Source organism: Kitasatospora sp. NPDC059747 (assembly GCF_042732955.1).
Classification (GTDB): domain Bacteria; phylum Actinomycetota; class Actinomycetes; order Streptomycetales; family Streptomycetaceae; genus Kitasatospora.
This window is the reverse complement of record NZ_JBHWGV010000168.1, coordinates 1-15,808: the sequence shown is the minus strand read 5'-3', so window position 1 is coordinate 15,808 and position 15,808 is coordinate 1. Positions and strand designations below refer to the sequence as shown.

The window sequence follows — 15,808 nt, the reverse complement described above, 5'->3', positions numbered from 1 at the left end:
CTACCGTGCCGGGGTGTGGTCGGCCCCGGGCCGGGGCCCGGCGTGGGCCCCGGGGGGGGCGGCGGGGGGGGCGCCCCCCGCCCGCCCCCCCCCCCGCGCCGGTGGCGTTGACGCGGTCGAAGACGAAGCGCGGGGCGCGCGGCATCGCGGCGAAGTAGACGACGCTGCCGCCGCCGACGCAGTTGCCGCCGAGCAGGCTCATCCCGTCGCCGACGACGAAGTCGAAGATCCGGGTGTAGGAGGAGCCGAGCAGGAAGTCGTGCTCGAAGTCGCCGGCCGTCAGCCACGGGCCGCGCTCCAGGACGGTGACCTTCGCACCGCCCGCGGCCAGGTGGTACGCCGCGATCGCGCCGCCGAAACCGCTGCCGACTATGAGGACGTCGGTCTTCTCCGTGGAGGTCATGCGGGGCTCCCTGTCGCCGTCGTGTCCGGGTGGATCTCGGCCAGCGGGCGGCCGTAGGAGAAGTCGGGGAACCGCCACAGGGCGTCCTCGCCCGGGTCGAAGAAGCCCATCGCGAGGAGGCCCGGGTGGCCGGCCGCCATGGCGTCGGTGGTGTGCAGGTGGGCCGCGGTGTCGAAGGCCATGTTGCTGAAGAGGGTCAGCAGCACCCACAGCTCCTTCTCGGGGTGCCGGGGCGACGTCAGTTCCCGGGCCAGCGCCGTGCGGTCGTCGAAGGCGAGCGCGACGAACGGCGGGACGTCGTCGTCGAGCGCGAGCCCCCGCCCGGCCGCGAAGGCGCGGGCGTGGCGGTTGAGCGCCTCGGCGTAGTCGTCCAGGGCGGTGGAGATCCCGGTGGCGGGCGTCTCCAGGAGCTCGATCGCCCCGGCCGCCACGGCGCCGCCGCCGGCTGAGACCCCGGCCACCGCCCGGTCGTCGGGTGACCTCTTCTCGCCGGGGACGATGGTGTCCGCGAATGCCTCCAGGGTCATCGTTCGAGCCCGGTACTCATCCGATATGTCGGAGCGCACTGGCGTCTCCTCGGGTTCGTGGGTGGGAAAGCCGGGGGGCCGACACCGGTGCGCCCCGTTCGGAAACCGGAGCGCGGGCACCGCCACCCCCCGTTTCGCAGGCGCGACGGCAGTATCGTGCATGCGAACCACGCGCCCGCGCATCTTCGGCGTTGCTGCCCCGACGCCCCGTCAGTTGCGCGGACTTGCCGCGTACTTGCCATGTCCGCTTCTTCCGTGTTGCTGCCTCGGACGGCAATACGCCGGAGTAGGTATTCCGCCACTGGCTGAGGGCATGCCATGAATATGACGGGCTCTTGTTGCGCCTGACATGCACTGCTACGGTCTTCATTCATCACGGACGCGCAACTTCCGATCATGGCGGTCCCTGGGTGACCGAGACCGCCCGCCAACCCGCGGTGAAGAACCGCTGAACGTTCCCGGGCGGAGGGGGGTGGGTTGAACATGGGCACTGACGCTGCCGAGGGGGGGACCAGACGACCGCGGTTATTGCTGGTCAGGTCGGCGCCAGCGCATCACAACTGTCGAACCGAAAGCGGCTCCTAGAATCTGGGGTAGCAATGAAGCCGGCTATCGAACAGGCCGTGACTCGCGCCATCGAGACGATGCAGGAAAACATTGGTGAGATACTCACCATAGACGACATGGCGCGCGCCGCGATGTACAGCAAATTCCACTTCTCGCGAGAATTCCAGCGCGTCACCGGGGTGTCGCCCCGGCGGTTCCTCTCCGCGATCCGGATACAGGAGGCCAAACGTCTCCTGCTGGAAACGACGTTCACCGTCACCGAGATCAGCCACCACGTCGGGTACAACAGCGTCGGGACGTTCAGCTCCCGCTTCGCGGCCAGTGTCGGCATCTCCCCCACCATGTTCCGCCAACTCGGCGGCTACACCCCGGGGATCGGCGTCGAGGGCCACGCGGCCGACGAGACGTCCTCCGTACGGGGCGAAGTGCGCAGCGCCGTCGCCGGGTTACTCGGGCAGGTGTTCCTCGGCCTCTTCCCCACCCGCATCCCCCAGGGCCGTCCGGCCGGCTGCGTCGTCCTCCCCGGCCCCGGGCGGTACCTGATCGACGGTGTTCCCCCCGGGACGTGGTACCTGCTGGCGCACTCGGTGCCCGCGGCCTTCGACGAGGTCCTGCTCGGCGAGCAGGAGGTGTTCGTCGGCTCGGTCGGGCCGATCGAGGTGCGCGCGGACGTCCCGGTGATCCCGGCCGACCTGGTGATGCGGCCCAAGCACACCGTCGACCCGCCGGTCCTGCTGGCCCTGATGGACGTCCGGACGGCCGCCGTGCGCGCCGGCCTGGCGCGAGCGGGCACCGGCTGACGGGCCTTCACGCGCCGTCGCCGGGCAGCGGACGGCGGGTGGGGCCGGCAGCCGACGGGACAGCCGCGCACGACAGAGGGGCCCACCGAGCACGATGGGCCCCTCGTCCGTCTTCCCGCGGCTACCCGGCGGGCCGTTCAGCCCCGGGCACGGTGCACCGTCATCGGCAGGCCGCCGCGCACGCGCAGCGACAGCATCGGCTCGGGCACCACGCGGTGCCCCGGCACCTTCGCGAGCCGCAGCTCGCGCACGAGGACGGCGATGGTGAACGTCGCCTCCAGCAGCCCGAGGTGGCTGCCGACGCAGAACCGCGGGCCCGCGCCGAACGGCAGGTAGGCGTAGCGCGGGCGCTCCGGGCCCGCGCCCTCCGGGCGGGGCCGGTCGGGGTCGAAGCGGTCCGGGTCGAACTGCTCGGGGGCGTCCCAGAACGCCGGGTGGCGGTGCAGGGTGTACGGGCAGATCAGGACGTCCGATCCGGCGGGCACGTGGTACCCGCCGATCTCGTCGTCGGCCTGGGCCTGCCGGGGCAGGATCCAGACCGGCGGGTAGAGGCGCATGACCTCCTCCACCACGCGGGAGGTGTACCGCAGCCGGTGCAGGTCCTCGTACTCCGGCGGGCGGTCGCCGAGGACCTCGACGGCCTCGGCGTGGAGCCGGTCGAACACCTCGGGGTGGCGGTCCACCAGGTAGAAGGTCCAGCCGAGGGTGCTCGCGGTGGTCTCGTGCCCGGCGAGGAGCAGGGTGACGATCTCGTCGCGCAGCCGCCGGCGCCCGACCGCGGGGTCGGGCTCGCCGTGGGCCGAGTCGATGATCAGCGACAGCGCGTCGTCTCCCTCGGCACCGCCGTCGCGGGCGTTCCGCTCGGCGACCAGCGCGTCGACGACGCGCTGGAGTTCGGCGCGCGCCCGGCGGAAGCGCCGCTGCGTGGGCAGCGGGATCCAGCCGGGCACGGCGCCGAGCGTCACCATGTCGAACATGGCCTGGTCCTGCACGGCCTCGAACTCGTGGCCGATCGACTCGAAGGCGCCGAGGTCGGTGTCGAGCAGGGTGCGGCCGAGCACGCCGAGGGTGAGCCCGGTGAGCTCCTGGACGAGGTCGACCGGCCGGCCGTCCTCGAACGCCCGCAGGCGGGCGACGAGTTTGGCGGCCTCCTCGGCGACCGCGTCGGCCTGCCGGCTGATCCGCTTGTGCTGGAAGACGGGCTGGATCGCGCGGCGCTGTTCGCGCCACAGCTCGCCCTCGCTGGTGAGCAGTCCGTCGCCGAGGGCCCGGCGGGCCTGGATCAGCCCGATGCCCTTGTGGTAGTTGGCGGCGTTGTCGGCCAGGACGTGCTTGGCGTGGTCGGGGTGGTTGAAGAAGTAGAGGGTCTTCGGACCGATGGAGATCCGGACCGCGTCCCCGTACTCGGTGGCGGCCGCCCGCATCAGGGCGAGGCGGTCGCCGGCGAGGCGGCGCAGCAGGGTGGGCGCCGCCCGGCGCGGAGGGCCGGGCGGCACCCGCCGGTTGGAAGCGGCGGTCACGCCGCGACCTTTCCGGCCACCGCGGTCTTGCCGGTCGTACTCGCCCGCAGGAGGGTCGCCCGCGCCTCCTCCTGACCGCGGTCGCGGAAGTGGACGTACCAGAGGTAGAGGCCGCGGATCAGGCAGGTGAGGGCGGTGGCGAAGAAGATGCCGTACGCGATGTGGGCGATCATGAACAGGGCGTAGATCAGCGCGACGCCGGCGCCGAAGGCCATCTGGTTGGCGGGCTTCGACGGGGTGGTGCCGGGGTCGGTGATCATGTAGTTGGTGAAGAGGACGAAGGCGACGCCCGTCATCATCGCGAGCGCGCCCTGGATCGACGTGCCGAAGATCAGCCCGCGGAGCACGGCCTGGAGGGCGAAGGCGGAGAGCCAGCCGAGGATCAGCCACATCCGGCCGGTGAGCTTGGCGTTGAGGATGGTGCCGGACATCAGGATGCCGAGCACGATCAGCCAGCCGAACGGGGTGTTGACGTGCTCGGTGAAGTGGTACGGCGGGGCGATGCTGGCCCACGGGAAGAGCACGAGGATCGCGGCGATGCCGAAGTTCGACGGGTTCATGTAGTGCCGCAGCCGGCCGCGCACCGGCACCCGCAGCACCCACTTTGCGCTGACCGCGAAGACGACGCCGAACATCATCACGTAGACCCGGTCGTTGACGTAGGTCAGCATGTTGAGCGCGAGGCCGGTGATGTGCGAGGGGTAGAGGAACTCCAGCACCCCGGGCAGGCCGTTGCCGAGGAAGCGCGGGCGCCGGCCCTCGACCTTGGCGCCGACCAGCTCCAGCGCGATCTCGGTGGTGTAGGCGGTGGCGAGGGCGATCAGCGGCCACGTCCAGGGCTGTTCGAAGCCGAGCACGGTGTAGCCGAGGATGTTGAAGACCGTGATCGAGATCGCGAAGCGGCGCAGCGCGATGACGACCTTGGGCTCGTGCCGGGAGGCGGTGGCCGCCTTGCCGGTGGCGGCGGGCGCCGGGGGTGCCGGCTGCGTCGTCGTGGGGGCCTTGTCTGCCATGTGCGTCACTTCTCCTTGGCCTGGCTGCCGAGTTGGAGCGAGTGCCATCCCGGGCTGAGCGTCACGGTCTGCTGGTGCACCTGGCCGTCGCGGTCGCGCCACTGGAGCTTGACCGGCATCGGGCCGGTGACGCCCTTGCCCAGGCCGATGTGCACGTAGTGGCTGCGCTTGCCGGAGTGGCCGCTGCCGCCGTCGACGCGGTCGATGAGCTTGCGCCCGTCGGGGGTGGTGACCTCGACCTCGGCGCCGATCGCCGGGGATCCGGGGGCGGGCATCGGTCCGGCGGCGGCGGGGGTGTCGTAGGTGAGCCGCAGACCGAGGTAGGAGCCGGTGTCGGGGCTGTCGTTGCGGTAGAAGACCGGGGCGTCCCACTGGCGGGCCACCGCGAAGTCGAGTTTGCCGTCGCCGTAGGCGTCGCCGGTGGCGATGCCGCGGGTGGGCACGGGGACGGCGAGGCCGAGGCGGCCGGAGAGGTTGCTGTAGTGGCCGTCGGCGCCCTTCACGAAGAAGCGCAGGGTCTGGTCGCCGCCGATGTCGTCGCCGGCCTTGACGTTGGGCCACCACCACGGGTTGTCGAGCAGGGCGTCGTTGGCGGTCGCGAGCTCCTGGAGCTGCGGCCAGCGGTTGGTCTTGCCCTTGACGAAGCCGGTGGCCTGGACGATCGCGAGCTGCCCGCTGTTGTCGAAGTCGCCCATCTTGACGTCCCAGCCCCAGCCGGACCACGCGGTGCCGTCCTCGGCGCTGTGGTCGACGAACGGGGCGGTGCCGTTGGAGAGCTGGGCGCGCAGGTCGGCCTGGTCCCGCGCGGTGTTCATGAACTGGAAGTTGCTCTCCTCGATGCCGAAGGAGGTGGTGATGTTGCTGACGAACAGGTCGTAGAGGCCCTTCTTGCCGGACAGGTCGCCGAAGTCGACGCCCATGCCCTTGAAGGAGTCGTTGCCGAGGATCTTGGACTTCGGCGTGGAGCCGTCGCGCGGCCCGGTGACGAGGTCGAACTTCGGGTGGCCGGGGGTGGAGACGTTGTGCAGCAGGCGGTCGTTGCCGAAGTCGTTGGCGACGTACAGCTCGGGCAGCTGGTCGCCGTCGAGGTCGATCGAGCTGGAGGCGAGCGACCAGCCGTGCTTGGCCTCCGCGGGGAAGGCGTCGTCGGAGCACTGGAACGCGGCGGAGGGTTTGTCGGCCGTGTTGCCGCCGGTCCAGCGGCAGATGTACTTGCCGCCGCTGTTCTGGGCGTGGGACATCGAGTGGTTCATGACCACGCCGCCGCTGACCCGGTCGTCCAGGATGGGCCCGTCGGGGAAGTAGTTGCCGATGAAGAGGTCCTGGTGGCCGTCCCCGTCGAAGTCCGCGACGGTCGCGGTGTTGGTGTTCCACTGCGCGCCGGTGTACTTGCCGTCGGTCGCGTTGGGTCCGGGCACGAGCTCGACCGGCTCGAAGGCGTGCGCGTCGAGCGTGGTGGCGTCGGGCTTGGCGAGGAACAGGACCGGGGTGCGGCCCCAGTAGTAGACCAGCAGGTCGGTGCGGCCGTCCTCGTTGAAGTCACCCGCCACGCAGCCCATCGGCGCGATGTAGTCGTTCATCGGCAGCGGGGACGGGTCGAGTGCGAACGGCGCGTAGTGCGGGCCGTCGGAGCCGGGCACGGGTGTGACGTCGACCTGGTCGGTGCGGGTGTCGACCAGGCACAGGTCGCCGGACTTGCCGCTGCCGCGCAGGTCCGTCATGGTGATGGCCGCGCCGACCGAGGAGATCCAGGCGCGGATGTGCTCGTAGTCCTTGTTGACGGTGCGGATCGTCTGCTGCTTCGCCGCGGGCGGCAGCTCGATCGGCAGCGGCGTGAAGTGGAAGCGGCTCGCCATGGTGTCCTGCTCGGCGGCCGACGTCGTCGGCGGCAGCACCAGGAAGTAGCCGGCGACGATCGCCAGCACGGCGATGATGCCGGGCAGTTGCAGGCGGACCCGGCCAAGGAGGGTGGGCACCGGTCAGTTCCTTCCCGTGGTGGCGAACGCGTCGGCGATGGCCCGGCGCCAGGTCTCGAAGGACGGCACCGGGCCGTTCGAGCGGCCGGTGGGGCGCAGGTCCTGGGTGACCTTGGCGGCCGCGGCGGCGGAGGTGCCGCAGAGCACCTCGGCGGCGAGCTCGGTGTGCGGGCCGAGCAGCCCCGCGTGGATGCGGGCCTCGCACGCGAACGCGGCGCCCTGGGCGACGATCGCCCGGTGCGCGCCGGCCCGCTCCCGGAAGTCCCGCAGCTCCGCCTCGTCCACGCCGCCCGCGTAGGCCGCGGCCAGGCCGGCGCCGCCGTACAGGTCGGAGTGCCGGGACTCGTGGAACCGCTCGATCAGCCCGGCGACGACGCCCGGGTCGGTGCCGCCGACGAACCACAGCGCCCGGCCGATCCCCTGGTCGATCGCCCGGTTCACGTACCCGGGCGAGTCGTCGGCCGGCCACGGGAACGCCCGCTCGCGGAACCGGCCGTGGACGTACCGGTCGGTCGCGAAGTACGCCTGGTGGAATCCGTAGCCGTCGAGCACGAGCCAGCGCAGCAGGGGGTCGAGGGCGGTGATGTCGGGCCAGCAGAAACGCGGCAGCCGCGCCATCGCCCAGCCGATTCCGACGTACACCATGTAGTGGTGGTCGGCCCCCCGCCCGGCGAGGAATCCCCCCACCCAGCCGCGGCCCTGCAACGGCAGCCCGTCCAGCATGGCGAATCCCATGCCGGCCCCCTCGTAGGCGAAACCGCGGAATCGGTGCGGGACGTTTTCCAGCCGGTGCTCCGCCTCGGCGGGCGCACCGGACTCCACCGCGTACGCATAGCCTTCGAGGAAGCGGCTCCCGACGGTTTCGAGGAGTTCCCGGGCCTCCGGCGACTTCTCGTGGAAACCCCGCTTGGCCAGCTTGGTCTCGGCGGTGTTCGGCGTCAGCACGCGCCGCCGTAATGTCCGCAACGGGCTTGGCACTCTGCTCTCCTTTCCGTGGTACGGAGATTGACGAGCCTTACCCTGGATAATTCCCGTTCCGGCGGACGGCCGCTTCTTCGCGAATGCTCTGGTCTTTCTTCCGGAATGCTCAGCCGGTGCCGCGGCCGGGATCCGACGCGGCGAACCGCTTGCGCACGTTCGTGCGCCACGCCTCGTACGCCGGCGGGTCCGCGGGCGAGGCCGCGTCGGCGAACACCGCGCACTCGTCGCCGAGCGCCGCCGCGTCCGCGACCGACAGGCCGGTGAGCGCCTGCGAGGCCTCCTCGCCGTGCGCGGGGACGAAGCCCGCGTACACCCGGGCCTTCGAGGCGAACACCGACCCCTGCGCCAGCTCCGCCCGGTGCTCGCCCGCCTCCTCGCCCAGCTCCGCCAGCTGCGCGGCGCCGCACCCGCCGGCGAACGTCGCCGCGAGGCCCACCCCGCTCCACAGGTCGGCCTGCCGGTGCGGCGCGAACGTGCGCACGGCCGACGCCACTTGGCGGTGCTGCGCGCCGTGGATGAACCACAGCGCCCGCCCGATCCCCTGGTCCACCGCACGCGGGAAGTAGCCCGGCGCACCCTGCCAGGGGTAAGGGCTCGGCACCCGCTGCTCGTCCACCCAGCGCCGGGTGTGGAAGTACGCGAGGTCGAAGCCGTACCCGTCGACGGCCAGCCAGCTCATCGTCGGGTGGTACGGCGTGCCGGACAGGTCCGGCAGCACCTTGGGCCACAACTGCCGCGGCAGGCGCGCCATCGCGAACCCGATCCCGATGTACGCGAGGAAGACGTGCGGCTGCCCGGCCCCGGTCAGGAGGTCCCGGGTGCGGTGCCCCCGGCCCATCGCGTCCAGGACGGTGAAGGCCATCGTCGCGCCCTCGAAGGCGAACCCGCGCTGCTCCGCGTCCACCAGGCGCAGCCGGTCCTCGACCTCGCGCGGCCCCCGCGCCTCGATTCCCCACTCGAACCCGCACACGACCGCCTGCGGCACCGCCTCCAGACGGCGCGTCACCGGCGAGGACGCCACGGGGAACCCGCGCCGGGCGAACGTCACCTCCGCCGGCGAGGGCGCCAGGACCAGTCGGCGCAGCGTTCCCAGGACCGTCGGCATGTTTCCCCTCCGCCCCCCGCCGTCCGATACGGCGGCACGGTTACATGCTCGGCGGCGGGTCCCGCCTGGGGCATCTTCCGCGTTGCGCTGCGAGGCGGTAACCGCTCCGTACCGTTTGAGCGAACACCCCTATCCCGAGGGGGTGTTGTGCCACCATGAGTGCCCCGACGGGGAGGCGGCGGTTTTCGGCCGTTCTCTGCGACGGTCCGTGCGCGCTTGTCGAGCTGGAGGCCAAAATTGATCGGGGGCTCGAATGACGGGGCGTGTCCGGTCTGCCACGGTCCGCAGGGCGGACGCGGGTTCTGCACCAGCTGCCGCTGGCGCCTGGAGGGCGAGGTGTTCCTCGGCGGGCCCACCCCGGACGACCTCCGCCGCGAGGAGGAGGCGCTCGCCGCGGCCCGCGCCGACTGGGACGAACAGGCGGCCGCCCTCGCCGCCGGCGACCCCGGACCGGCCGGCGAGCCGGGCCCCGCATGGGACCGGCTGCTGGAGGAGCTCGTCGAACACCCGGACGCCGTCCTCTGGTTCGTCGAACTCACCGACGAACGCGTCGGGTTGATCCGCGCCGAGGCCGACCGCAACGGCATCCCGCACACCGTCGACCTCGGCGGCGCGGCCTGGACCGCCCTCGCCCCCGAGTTCGCCGAGGACCCCGCCGACCGCGCCTTCCAGCTCGCCGGCGGCATCGGCACCCGCCCGCCCGTCGACCGCGCCGCCCTCGACGACGCCGTCCGCCGCCTGCTCGGCACGCTGCTCCCCCACGGGCGGCGCCACCGCACCGTCCTGCTCACCCAGCGCCCCGACTGGCCGCTCCTCGCCCGCGCCGCCGAGGCCGCCCGCACACTTCGCTCGCCCGACGCCCAACTCGGCCCCGTCAGCGGCGGAATGGCCGGAGTTCGACTCCTCCTGCGCGGCGCCCCCCTGCACCGCGACCACTCCCTCGTCCTCGCCGACGTCGACGCGCTCAGCGGCGCCGTCCGCCCCGAGGCCAAACTCCTCTTCCCGGCCGGCGCCCGGCTGCGCCCCGGCGAGACCGTCACGGTGCCGGTCACCGTCCACGGCGGCGTCGACGCGGACACCCTCGTCACCCTCCCGGTCGTCGCCGCCGGCAGCGGCACCCCGCACGACGCCGTCTCCACCCACGGCGTGCGGCTGCCCGCGCTGCGCTCCGCCGACCTCACCTTCGTGCTGCACGGCCCCGGCGAGGTCGAGGTGCTGCTGCCCGACGGCTCCGCCGCCGAGCCCGTCCGCGACGACCTCGGCACGATCATCGCCGCCCTCCCCCGCCGCCTCGCCCGGCCGCCCCGCCTCCACCTCCTCCTCGCCGTCGAACTCGGCTACGGCGCCTCGCCCGACGAGGTCACCGCCCGCCTCGACTACGCGCGCGGCCTCGTCACCGCCCTCAGCGGCCCCGAGGGCGCCGCCGCGGGCGTCGACGTCGGCCTCGTCGGCTACTACGACCACCACGTCCGCGAGAGCCGGTACGCGCCCCGGGGCACGCTGCTCGACACCCTGCCGCTCGGCCCGCCCGCCACCGCCCTCGCCGCACTCGCCCGCTGGCGCCCGCAGCGCCGCCGCCGGGACACCGCGTCGGCGCTGGAGGACGCGCTGCAGGCGCTGCGCCGGCTGGCGACCGCGCCGCCCTGGACGCCGCCCGGCCGCGCGCGCCCGCAGCGCACCGTGCTGGTCCTCGGTGCCCGCCCGCCCTGCGAGTGGGCCGAGCACGGCCAGGGCCCGGTGCCCGCCTGCCCGCTCGGCGTCGACTGGCGCGCCGAGCTGGCCGGCCTGCGCGAGGCCGGGGTACGCGTGCTCGCCCGGCGGGACGGACCGGCGGACGAACGGCCCAGCGAACTCGCCCTCCAGCCCCTCTGGGACCACACCGAACTGGCCTGGCACACGATCGGCACCGACGGCACCCTCCCACCCGGGCAGCCGCCCGCCGCGACCGCCCTCGACCTGCTCCCGCCCTGGCACGTCGACGGGCCGCCCTGCCGGCTGGCCCTGGCCCGTTCCCTGCTCTGACCGCCGCACCGAGGAGACCCCCGATGTCCAACCTGCCCGACCCCTCGTCCGACCACGGCGCCGCGGCCAAGGACGGCCTGCCGCCGGAGCCGGACGCCGGACCGGCCTGGGAGGGCCCGCACACCCAGGGCGGACCGGGCCTGCGCCCCTACGGCCCGCCCAGCGGCCCACCCCAGCCCACCATCCCCGACGGCTACGCCGCCGCCATCCCCGCCGCGCCCGGCATGGCGCAGGACGGCAACCTGCCCCCGCTGCCGCTGCCCTCGCCGCCCGGCGCGATCGGCCCGGACGGGCCGGGCTCCGTCCGCATCGGCCTGTGGGGGGCGCCCCGCTCGGGCAAGACCACCTTCCTCTCCTCCCTGCCGATCGCCGCCATCCAGCACAACCGGCACGGCAAGGGGAACTGGGTCATCAGCGGCATGACCAAGGAGGCCATCGAGTTCCTCAACCGCGGCATGCGCCTGCTGGCCGTCGACCGCGGCTTCCCCGGCGCCACCTCCGCCACGGCGGGCATGAGCTGGGCCTTCCAGGGCGAGGAGCCGCGCAAGCTGGCCGGCACCCGGCAGGTCGGCTTCGTGCTCGACATCCACGACGTCAGCGGCGAGGTCTTCCGCCCCGAGCACCCCAGCCACGAGGCCATCGTCGACCAGCTCGCCGCGGCCAACGGCCTCGTCTACCTCTTCGACCCGCTCCTGGACCGCGAACACGCCACCCAGAGCCTGGACTTCTTCTACGCGACCCTCAACGCGATCACCAGCCGCGTCCGCGACAGCCGCGGGATGATCAACGGGCGGCTGCCGCACCACGTCGCCGTGTGCGTCGCCAAGTTCGACGACCCGCTGCTCTTCCGGCCCTCCGTCGAGGCGCGGTGGGTCACCCAGGACGGGGTCGGCGCCCGCATCCCGCGCGTGCCCGCCGAGGCGGCCGCCGGCTACTTCACCTGGATCTGCGACACCTTCCGCGGCTCCAGCGCCTCCCTCGTCCGCGACGCCCTGAACGCCTACTTCGTACCGGACCGCATCAGCTACTACGCCACCTCCGCGATCGGCTTCCGCCTCAACGCCGACGGCATCTTCGACTACCGCCTCTACGCCAACGTCGAGCAGGTCGGCGGGAAGCCCCGCATCGCCACCTCCCCGCAGCCCATCAACGTCCTGGAGCCGCTGGTCGACCTCGAACGCCGGATCCGCTCGCGCAAGATCAAGCTGCGGTGACGGCCGTGCAGCCACCCGACCCGCACCTGCCCGACCCGCACCTGCCGGACCCGCACCGGCCGGGGCCCCACCCGCCGCACTCGCCGGGGCCCCAACAGCCCGGTCCCCACCCGCCCGGTCCCCAGCTTCCGGGTCCGCAGCTTCCCGGTCCCCCGCTTCCGGGTCCCCAGCTTCCCAGTCCGCAGCGGCAACCCGAGCAGCGGCAGCGGCCCGCCGCCACCGAACCCGTCACTGCCCACTGGGCCGTCCTCGGCAAGCACCCCGGCCGGGCCATGGGCTACGAGCTCCTCGCCGCCAGCCTCGACGAGGACCGCGCCCGCCGCTACCTGTGGGGCGCCCAGACCGGCACCCCCGAGGTGCGCCGCCCCGACGAGACCGGCGGACTGCCCTGGCGCGTCTTCCTCAGCGGCGTCGAGGGCGAACGCACCGCGGCCTGCGCCCTGATCGAGCAGAGCTGGGACGGCACCAGCGACGGCACCGGCGCACCGATCATCACCTCCCGCCTGCTGCTCGTCGAATGGGCCCAGGCCGCGGCGCGCGGCGTCACCTGGTCCACGCTCGCCGACGCCGCCGCCGGCCTGCGCTGGCCGGGCCCGGAGGAGGGGCCGGCCCGGCCGCTGCGCCTCGACCTCGGCGGCCTGTCCGTGCCCTCCTCGGCCGCCGAACTCGCCGCCGTCGTCGACGAGGTGGGCTTCGAGTGGACGGCCTGCGTCGCCGCCCTGCTCACCGCCGGACACCGGATCACCATCACCGCCGACGGCCGCAGCCTGCCCACCCCCGAGCGGCGGGTGCGGATCGTCGACGCGATCGCCGCGCTGCTGCCCTACGGCTGCCGGCACTGGCTCAGCGGCGCCAGCTGGACCGGCGACTCCGACCACAAGGTGCAGCTGACCTTCGCCGAGAGCGCCCGCACCGGCCGCACCGCCGTCCGCTTCGGCGCGGCCACCGCCCAGCCCGCCGATCCCGGGGCCGCCGCCTACCTGGCCGAGCTGACGCGCCTGCGCGCCAAGGGCTGGACCAGCCGGGAGCTCGTCGCCCACCTGCTGGCCGCCACCGCGCCGATCCACTGGAGCGACGGCCCGGCCATGCTCCGCGTCCTGCGCGAGGTCGACCTCGTCGACGCCGTGCTCGCCGCGGTCCGCGAGGGCACCGCCCGGATCGAGGACGTCGCCCGGGTGTTCGAACGCCAGGGTCTCGGGCGGCTCGACGCCGACGGCCACCGCGAGCTCTACCTCTTCCTCGCCCGCACCGCCCGCCCCGGCGGCCCGGACCGGCGCGACGACCACGCCGTCCGGCTGCTGCGCGACCACTGGTCGCCCGGGCTGCCGGAGTGGCTGGCCGGGTCGGTGCTCGCCGACCCCGATCCCGACCGCGGCTTCGACCGGGCGTTCGCCTGGCTCGACCTGCTCAGGGAGCTGCACGGCCCCGGGTCAGGCCCGTTCGACGAGCTGCTCGCGGCGCTGATCGACCAGCGCCGGCCCGGGCCGGTCGCCGGGTCGCGCCAGCGGTGGATCGGCGTCGTCGTCCTGGCCGCCCAGCAAGCCTTCGGCGCCGAGGCCGCACCGGCGGACGGCGTCCTGATCGCCCAGCCCGAGATCGGGCGCGCGTGGGCGTTCGCCGCGCTCGCCAAGGACGGCCCCGGCGCCGCGGTGCTCGACCGGCTGCTGCGGGCCGCGGCGAAGGAGCGCCTCCCGGGCCCGACCGGCTGGCTGCGCTTCACCGCCTACGTGTACGGCGCCGCCGACGACCGCGACCTGCGCCGCGGCGACGCGGCGGACTTCGGGACGGCCATCCCCGCGGCGCTCTGGAAGGAGCTCCTCGAACTCGCCGTCCGCCACCGGCGGCCGCTCGTCGTCTCGCACCTGTGGCCGTCCTACTGGGAGGTCGCGCGCGGGCAGCAGGGCCCCGAACTCGCGGCGGCGCTCGCCGCGGCGGCCGTCCACCTGGAGGCCGCGGCCGGGCAGGTGCGCCCCGAGTACGCGGCCGAGCTGGACCTGCTGCGGCTCTACGCCGCCCAGGGCCAGGCCGTCCCGCTCGCCGGCCTCGACCGGCTGCTCGGCGGGGAGGCCCCGCCGGCGCCGGGCCGGGTGTACCCGCGCCGGGGCTCCGGCCCGGCCGACGCCTATGCCGCGCGGCTGTCGGAACGGCTGTCCGCCGCCGCCTCCGACGCCCTCTGGCAGCGGACCGTGGACGCGCTGCTCGGCTCCCGCCCCGACCCCGGACGCTGGCCGGTCACGCGCCTGCTGGCGGAACGCAACGTGCGCGGGCAGGAGGCGCTGGTCCGGACCCTGGACAAGCGGCTGCTCGCCGGCGAGGCCGCCTGGCTCGAACTCGGCCTGCCGCCCGCGGTGACCGCGGCGCTCGACAAGCTGCCGGGGATGCACTCGCTCAACGCCCGCAACAAGGTCCGCCACCTCCTCCAGGGGCCGCCCGCCCCCGTCCAGCTCGGCATCGCCCTGTCCGACGTGCACGCCGGCGGCTACCCGATCGACCCGACGACCGAACTGCTGCCCGGCCTGCTCCGCTGGCGGACCGAGGAGGTGGACCTGCTCCTCGCCGAACTCTGGTACCGGGCACGCCCGTTGGCACAGCACCTGTACCACGTCATCCTGCAGACCCAGGGCGCCACCCGGCTGCGCCTGTCCCTGCTCAACATGGCCCACCAGGAGGCGCAACGCCAGGAGTACGCCCGGGAGCTGCTCCGCTACGACGGCTGGTACGGCACGGCCGAGTCCGCCGAGTCGGCGGCCCAGCCACAGGACCGCCGCGGCATCTTCGGCAGGAGGCGCCGCAAGTGAGCCGGGGAAGAACAGGCCGCGCAGCCGCAGAGGAGCGTGCCGGATGACCCTCGCCGTCGACGTCGGCACGCGTTTCGTGCGGCTCGCGCACGTCCGCCCCGACCGCCTGCCCGCGCTCGCCGAACTGCCGGGCGCCGTCCCCGGCGAGGGCGTGCCCGTCCCGTCCGGGCAGGATCCGGCGCGCACGCTGGCCGCCGCCTGCGCCGCCTTCCGGGCGCGCTACGGCAAACCCTCCCGGGCCGTCCTGGTCGCCCCCGAGGCCATGCCGCCGCTCTACCGGGACCGGATCGCCGAGGCCTTCGGCCGCACCACCCCGGTCGTCGAACTGCGGCCCGCCACGGCCGTCCTGGCCCTCCTGCGACACAACGGCGAGGCACTGGACGGCACTTGGGCCGTCTGCGCGCTCGGCACGACGACCATAGAGGTGAGCGTGTGCGTCACCGCGCGGCGCAGCGTCGGCGTCCGGCGCTTCGTCCGCCACACCCCGGAGGGCGGCCTGGGCGCGGCCTTCGACGCCGCGCTCCTCGGCGGCGCCGTGGCCGGCGGCGGCCCGGCCGGCGACGCAGCCCTCGCGGCGCTGCGCGAGGCCCGCGACGCGCCCGGCTCCGCCGCCCGCTGGGAGCGCGTCATCGCACGGGCCGAGCAGCACCCGGCGCGCTACGACGACATGGCCGTCCTGTGGGTCGACGGGCGGGAGGTGCCCGCCGGGACGGCCCGGCACGCCCTGGCCGTGCTGCGCGAGCAGGTCGGCCACGCGGCGGCCGAGGCCGGGCTCGACGGCCTGCCGGTGGTCGCCGTGGGCGGTCCCTGTCTCTTATACACATCATACGCTGCGGACTAATAATAGAGTGTTTTTCTCGGTGGTCGCCGGATAAAGAAAAT

At 73.9% G+C, this 15,808-nt stretch carries 12 protein-coding genes; 5 read left to right on the top strand and 7 right to left on the bottom strand.

Translation table 11 applies throughout. The features are described 5' to 3' along the window. Window positions 1-403, bottom strand: a 403-nt coding sequence (locus ACFV4G_RS40045; protein WP_380447938.1) for an FAD-dependent oxidoreductase, incomplete at its 3' end; no start/stop codon positions are given. Beyond that, window positions 400-930 (bottom strand): DUF5987 family protein, encoded by a 531-nt coding sequence (locus ACFV4G_RS40040; RefSeq protein ID WP_380447936.1) that lies wholly within the window; start codon window positions 928-930, stop codon window positions 400-402. The genes ACFV4G_RS40040 and ACFV4G_RS40045, both read right to left, overlap by 4 nt. Before the next feature lie 599 nt (window positions 931-1,529). On the opposite strand from ACFV4G_RS40040, the gene ACFV4G_RS40035 reads away from it, so the two are divergent. Then, window positions 1,530-2,297 (top strand): helix-turn-helix transcriptional regulator, encoded by a 768-nt coding sequence (locus tag ACFV4G_RS40035; RefSeq protein ID WP_380447934.1) that lies wholly within the window; start codon window positions 1,530-1,532, stop codon window positions 2,295-2,297. Between the two features lie 137 nt (window positions 2,298-2,434). Here ACFV4G_RS40035 and ACFV4G_RS40030 read toward each other — a convergent pair whose 3' ends face one another. From ACFV4G_RS40030 to ACFV4G_RS40010, 5 genes are all read right to left on the bottom strand, one after another. Next, complete coding sequence (locus ACFV4G_RS40030) at window positions 2,435-3,817, bottom strand: cytochrome P450 (RefSeq protein ID WP_380447932.1); 1,383 nt, start codon at window positions 3,815-3,817, stop codon at window positions 2,435-2,437. Next, window positions 3,814-4,830 (bottom strand): enediyne biosynthesis protein, encoded by a 1,017-nt coding sequence (locus ACFV4G_RS40025; protein WP_380447931.1) that lies wholly within the window; start codon window positions 4,828-4,830, stop codon window positions 3,814-3,816. The genes ACFV4G_RS40030 and ACFV4G_RS40025 overlap by 4 nt, the downstream gene beginning before the upstream one ends. 5 nt (window positions 4,831-4,835) lie before the next feature. Further along, complete coding sequence (locus ACFV4G_RS40020) at window positions 4,836-6,686, bottom strand: CRTAC1 family protein (RefSeq protein ID WP_380447940.1); 1,851 nt, start codon at window positions 6,684-6,686, stop codon at window positions 4,836-4,838. 123 nt (window positions 6,687-6,809) lie between these two features. After that, on the bottom strand, window positions 6,810-7,784 hold the full coding sequence (locus ACFV4G_RS40015; RefSeq protein ID WP_380447929.1) for a DUF1702 family protein: 975 nt from the start codon (window positions 7,782-7,784) through the stop codon (window positions 6,810-6,812). 109 nt (window positions 7,785-7,893) lie between these two features. Next, the gene (locus ACFV4G_RS40010; protein ID WP_380447927.1) at window positions 7,894-8,892 is read right to left on the bottom strand and encodes a DUF1702 family protein; all 999 of its coding nucleotides are present in this window, start codon (window positions 8,890-8,892) and stop codon (window positions 7,894-7,896) included. A 237-nt stretch (window positions 8,893-9,129) separates the two neighbouring features. Between ACFV4G_RS40010 and ACFV4G_RS40005 the strand changes: the two genes are divergently transcribed. From ACFV4G_RS40005 to ACFV4G_RS39990, 4 genes are all read left to right on the top strand, one after another. Then, entirely contained in the window at window positions 9,130-10,914 is a 1,785-nt protein-coding gene (locus tag ACFV4G_RS40005; protein ID WP_380447925.1) for a hypothetical protein, read from the top strand. Window positions 10,915-10,937: 23 nt separating this feature from the next. Beyond that, window positions 10,938-12,128, top strand: a complete 1,191-nt coding sequence (locus tag ACFV4G_RS40000) for a hypothetical protein (protein ID WP_380447923.1) — start codon at window positions 10,938-10,940, stop codon at window positions 12,126-12,128. Between the two features lie 272 nt (window positions 12,129-12,400). Further along, entirely contained in the window at window positions 12,401-14,926 is a 2,526-nt protein-coding gene (locus ACFV4G_RS39995) for a hypothetical protein (RefSeq protein ID WP_380447921.1), read from the top strand. Window positions 14,927-14,969: 43 nt separating this feature from the next. Beyond that, window positions 14,970-15,767 carry a hypothetical protein gene (locus ACFV4G_RS39990; protein WP_380447920.1) on the top strand — a complete coding sequence of 266 codons (798 nt, stop codon included), beginning with the start codon at window positions 14,970-14,972 and terminating at the stop codon, window positions 15,765-15,767. Window positions 15,768-15,808 lie beyond the last annotated feature (41 nt).

Excerpts from the sequence above, each read along its gene's own strand:
- ACFV4G_RS40010 (WP_380447927.1), bottom strand. The coding sequence starts at position 8,892 with ATGCCGACGGTCCTGGGAACGCTGCGCCGACTGGTCCTGGCGCCCTCG.
- ACFV4G_RS40040 (WP_380447936.1), bottom strand. The coding sequence starts at position 930 with ATGACCCTGGAGGCATTCGCGGACACCATCGTCCCCGGCGAGAAGAGG.
- ACFV4G_RS40020 (WP_380447940.1), bottom strand. The coding sequence starts at position 6,686 with ATGGCGAGCCGCTTCCACTTCACGCCGCTGCCGATCGAGCTGCCGCCC.
- ACFV4G_RS39995 (WP_380447921.1), top strand. The coding sequence starts at position 12,401 with ATGGGCTACGAGCTCCTCGCCGCCAGCCTCGACGAGGACCGCGCCCGC.
- ACFV4G_RS40000 (WP_380447923.1), top strand. The coding sequence starts at position 10,938 with ATGTCCAACCTGCCCGACCCCTCGTCCGACCACGGCGCCGCGGCCAAG.
- ACFV4G_RS40035 (WP_380447934.1), top strand. The coding sequence starts at position 1,530 with ATGAAGCCGGCTATCGAACAGGCCGTGACTCGCGCCATCGAGACGATG.
- ACFV4G_RS40025 (WP_380447931.1), bottom strand. The coding sequence starts at position 4,830 with ATGGCAGACAAGGCCCCCACGACGACGCAGCCGGCACCCCCGGCGCCC.
- ACFV4G_RS39990 (WP_380447920.1), top strand. The coding sequence starts at position 14,970 with ATGACCCTCGCCGTCGACGTCGGCACGCGTTTCGTGCGGCTCGCGCAC.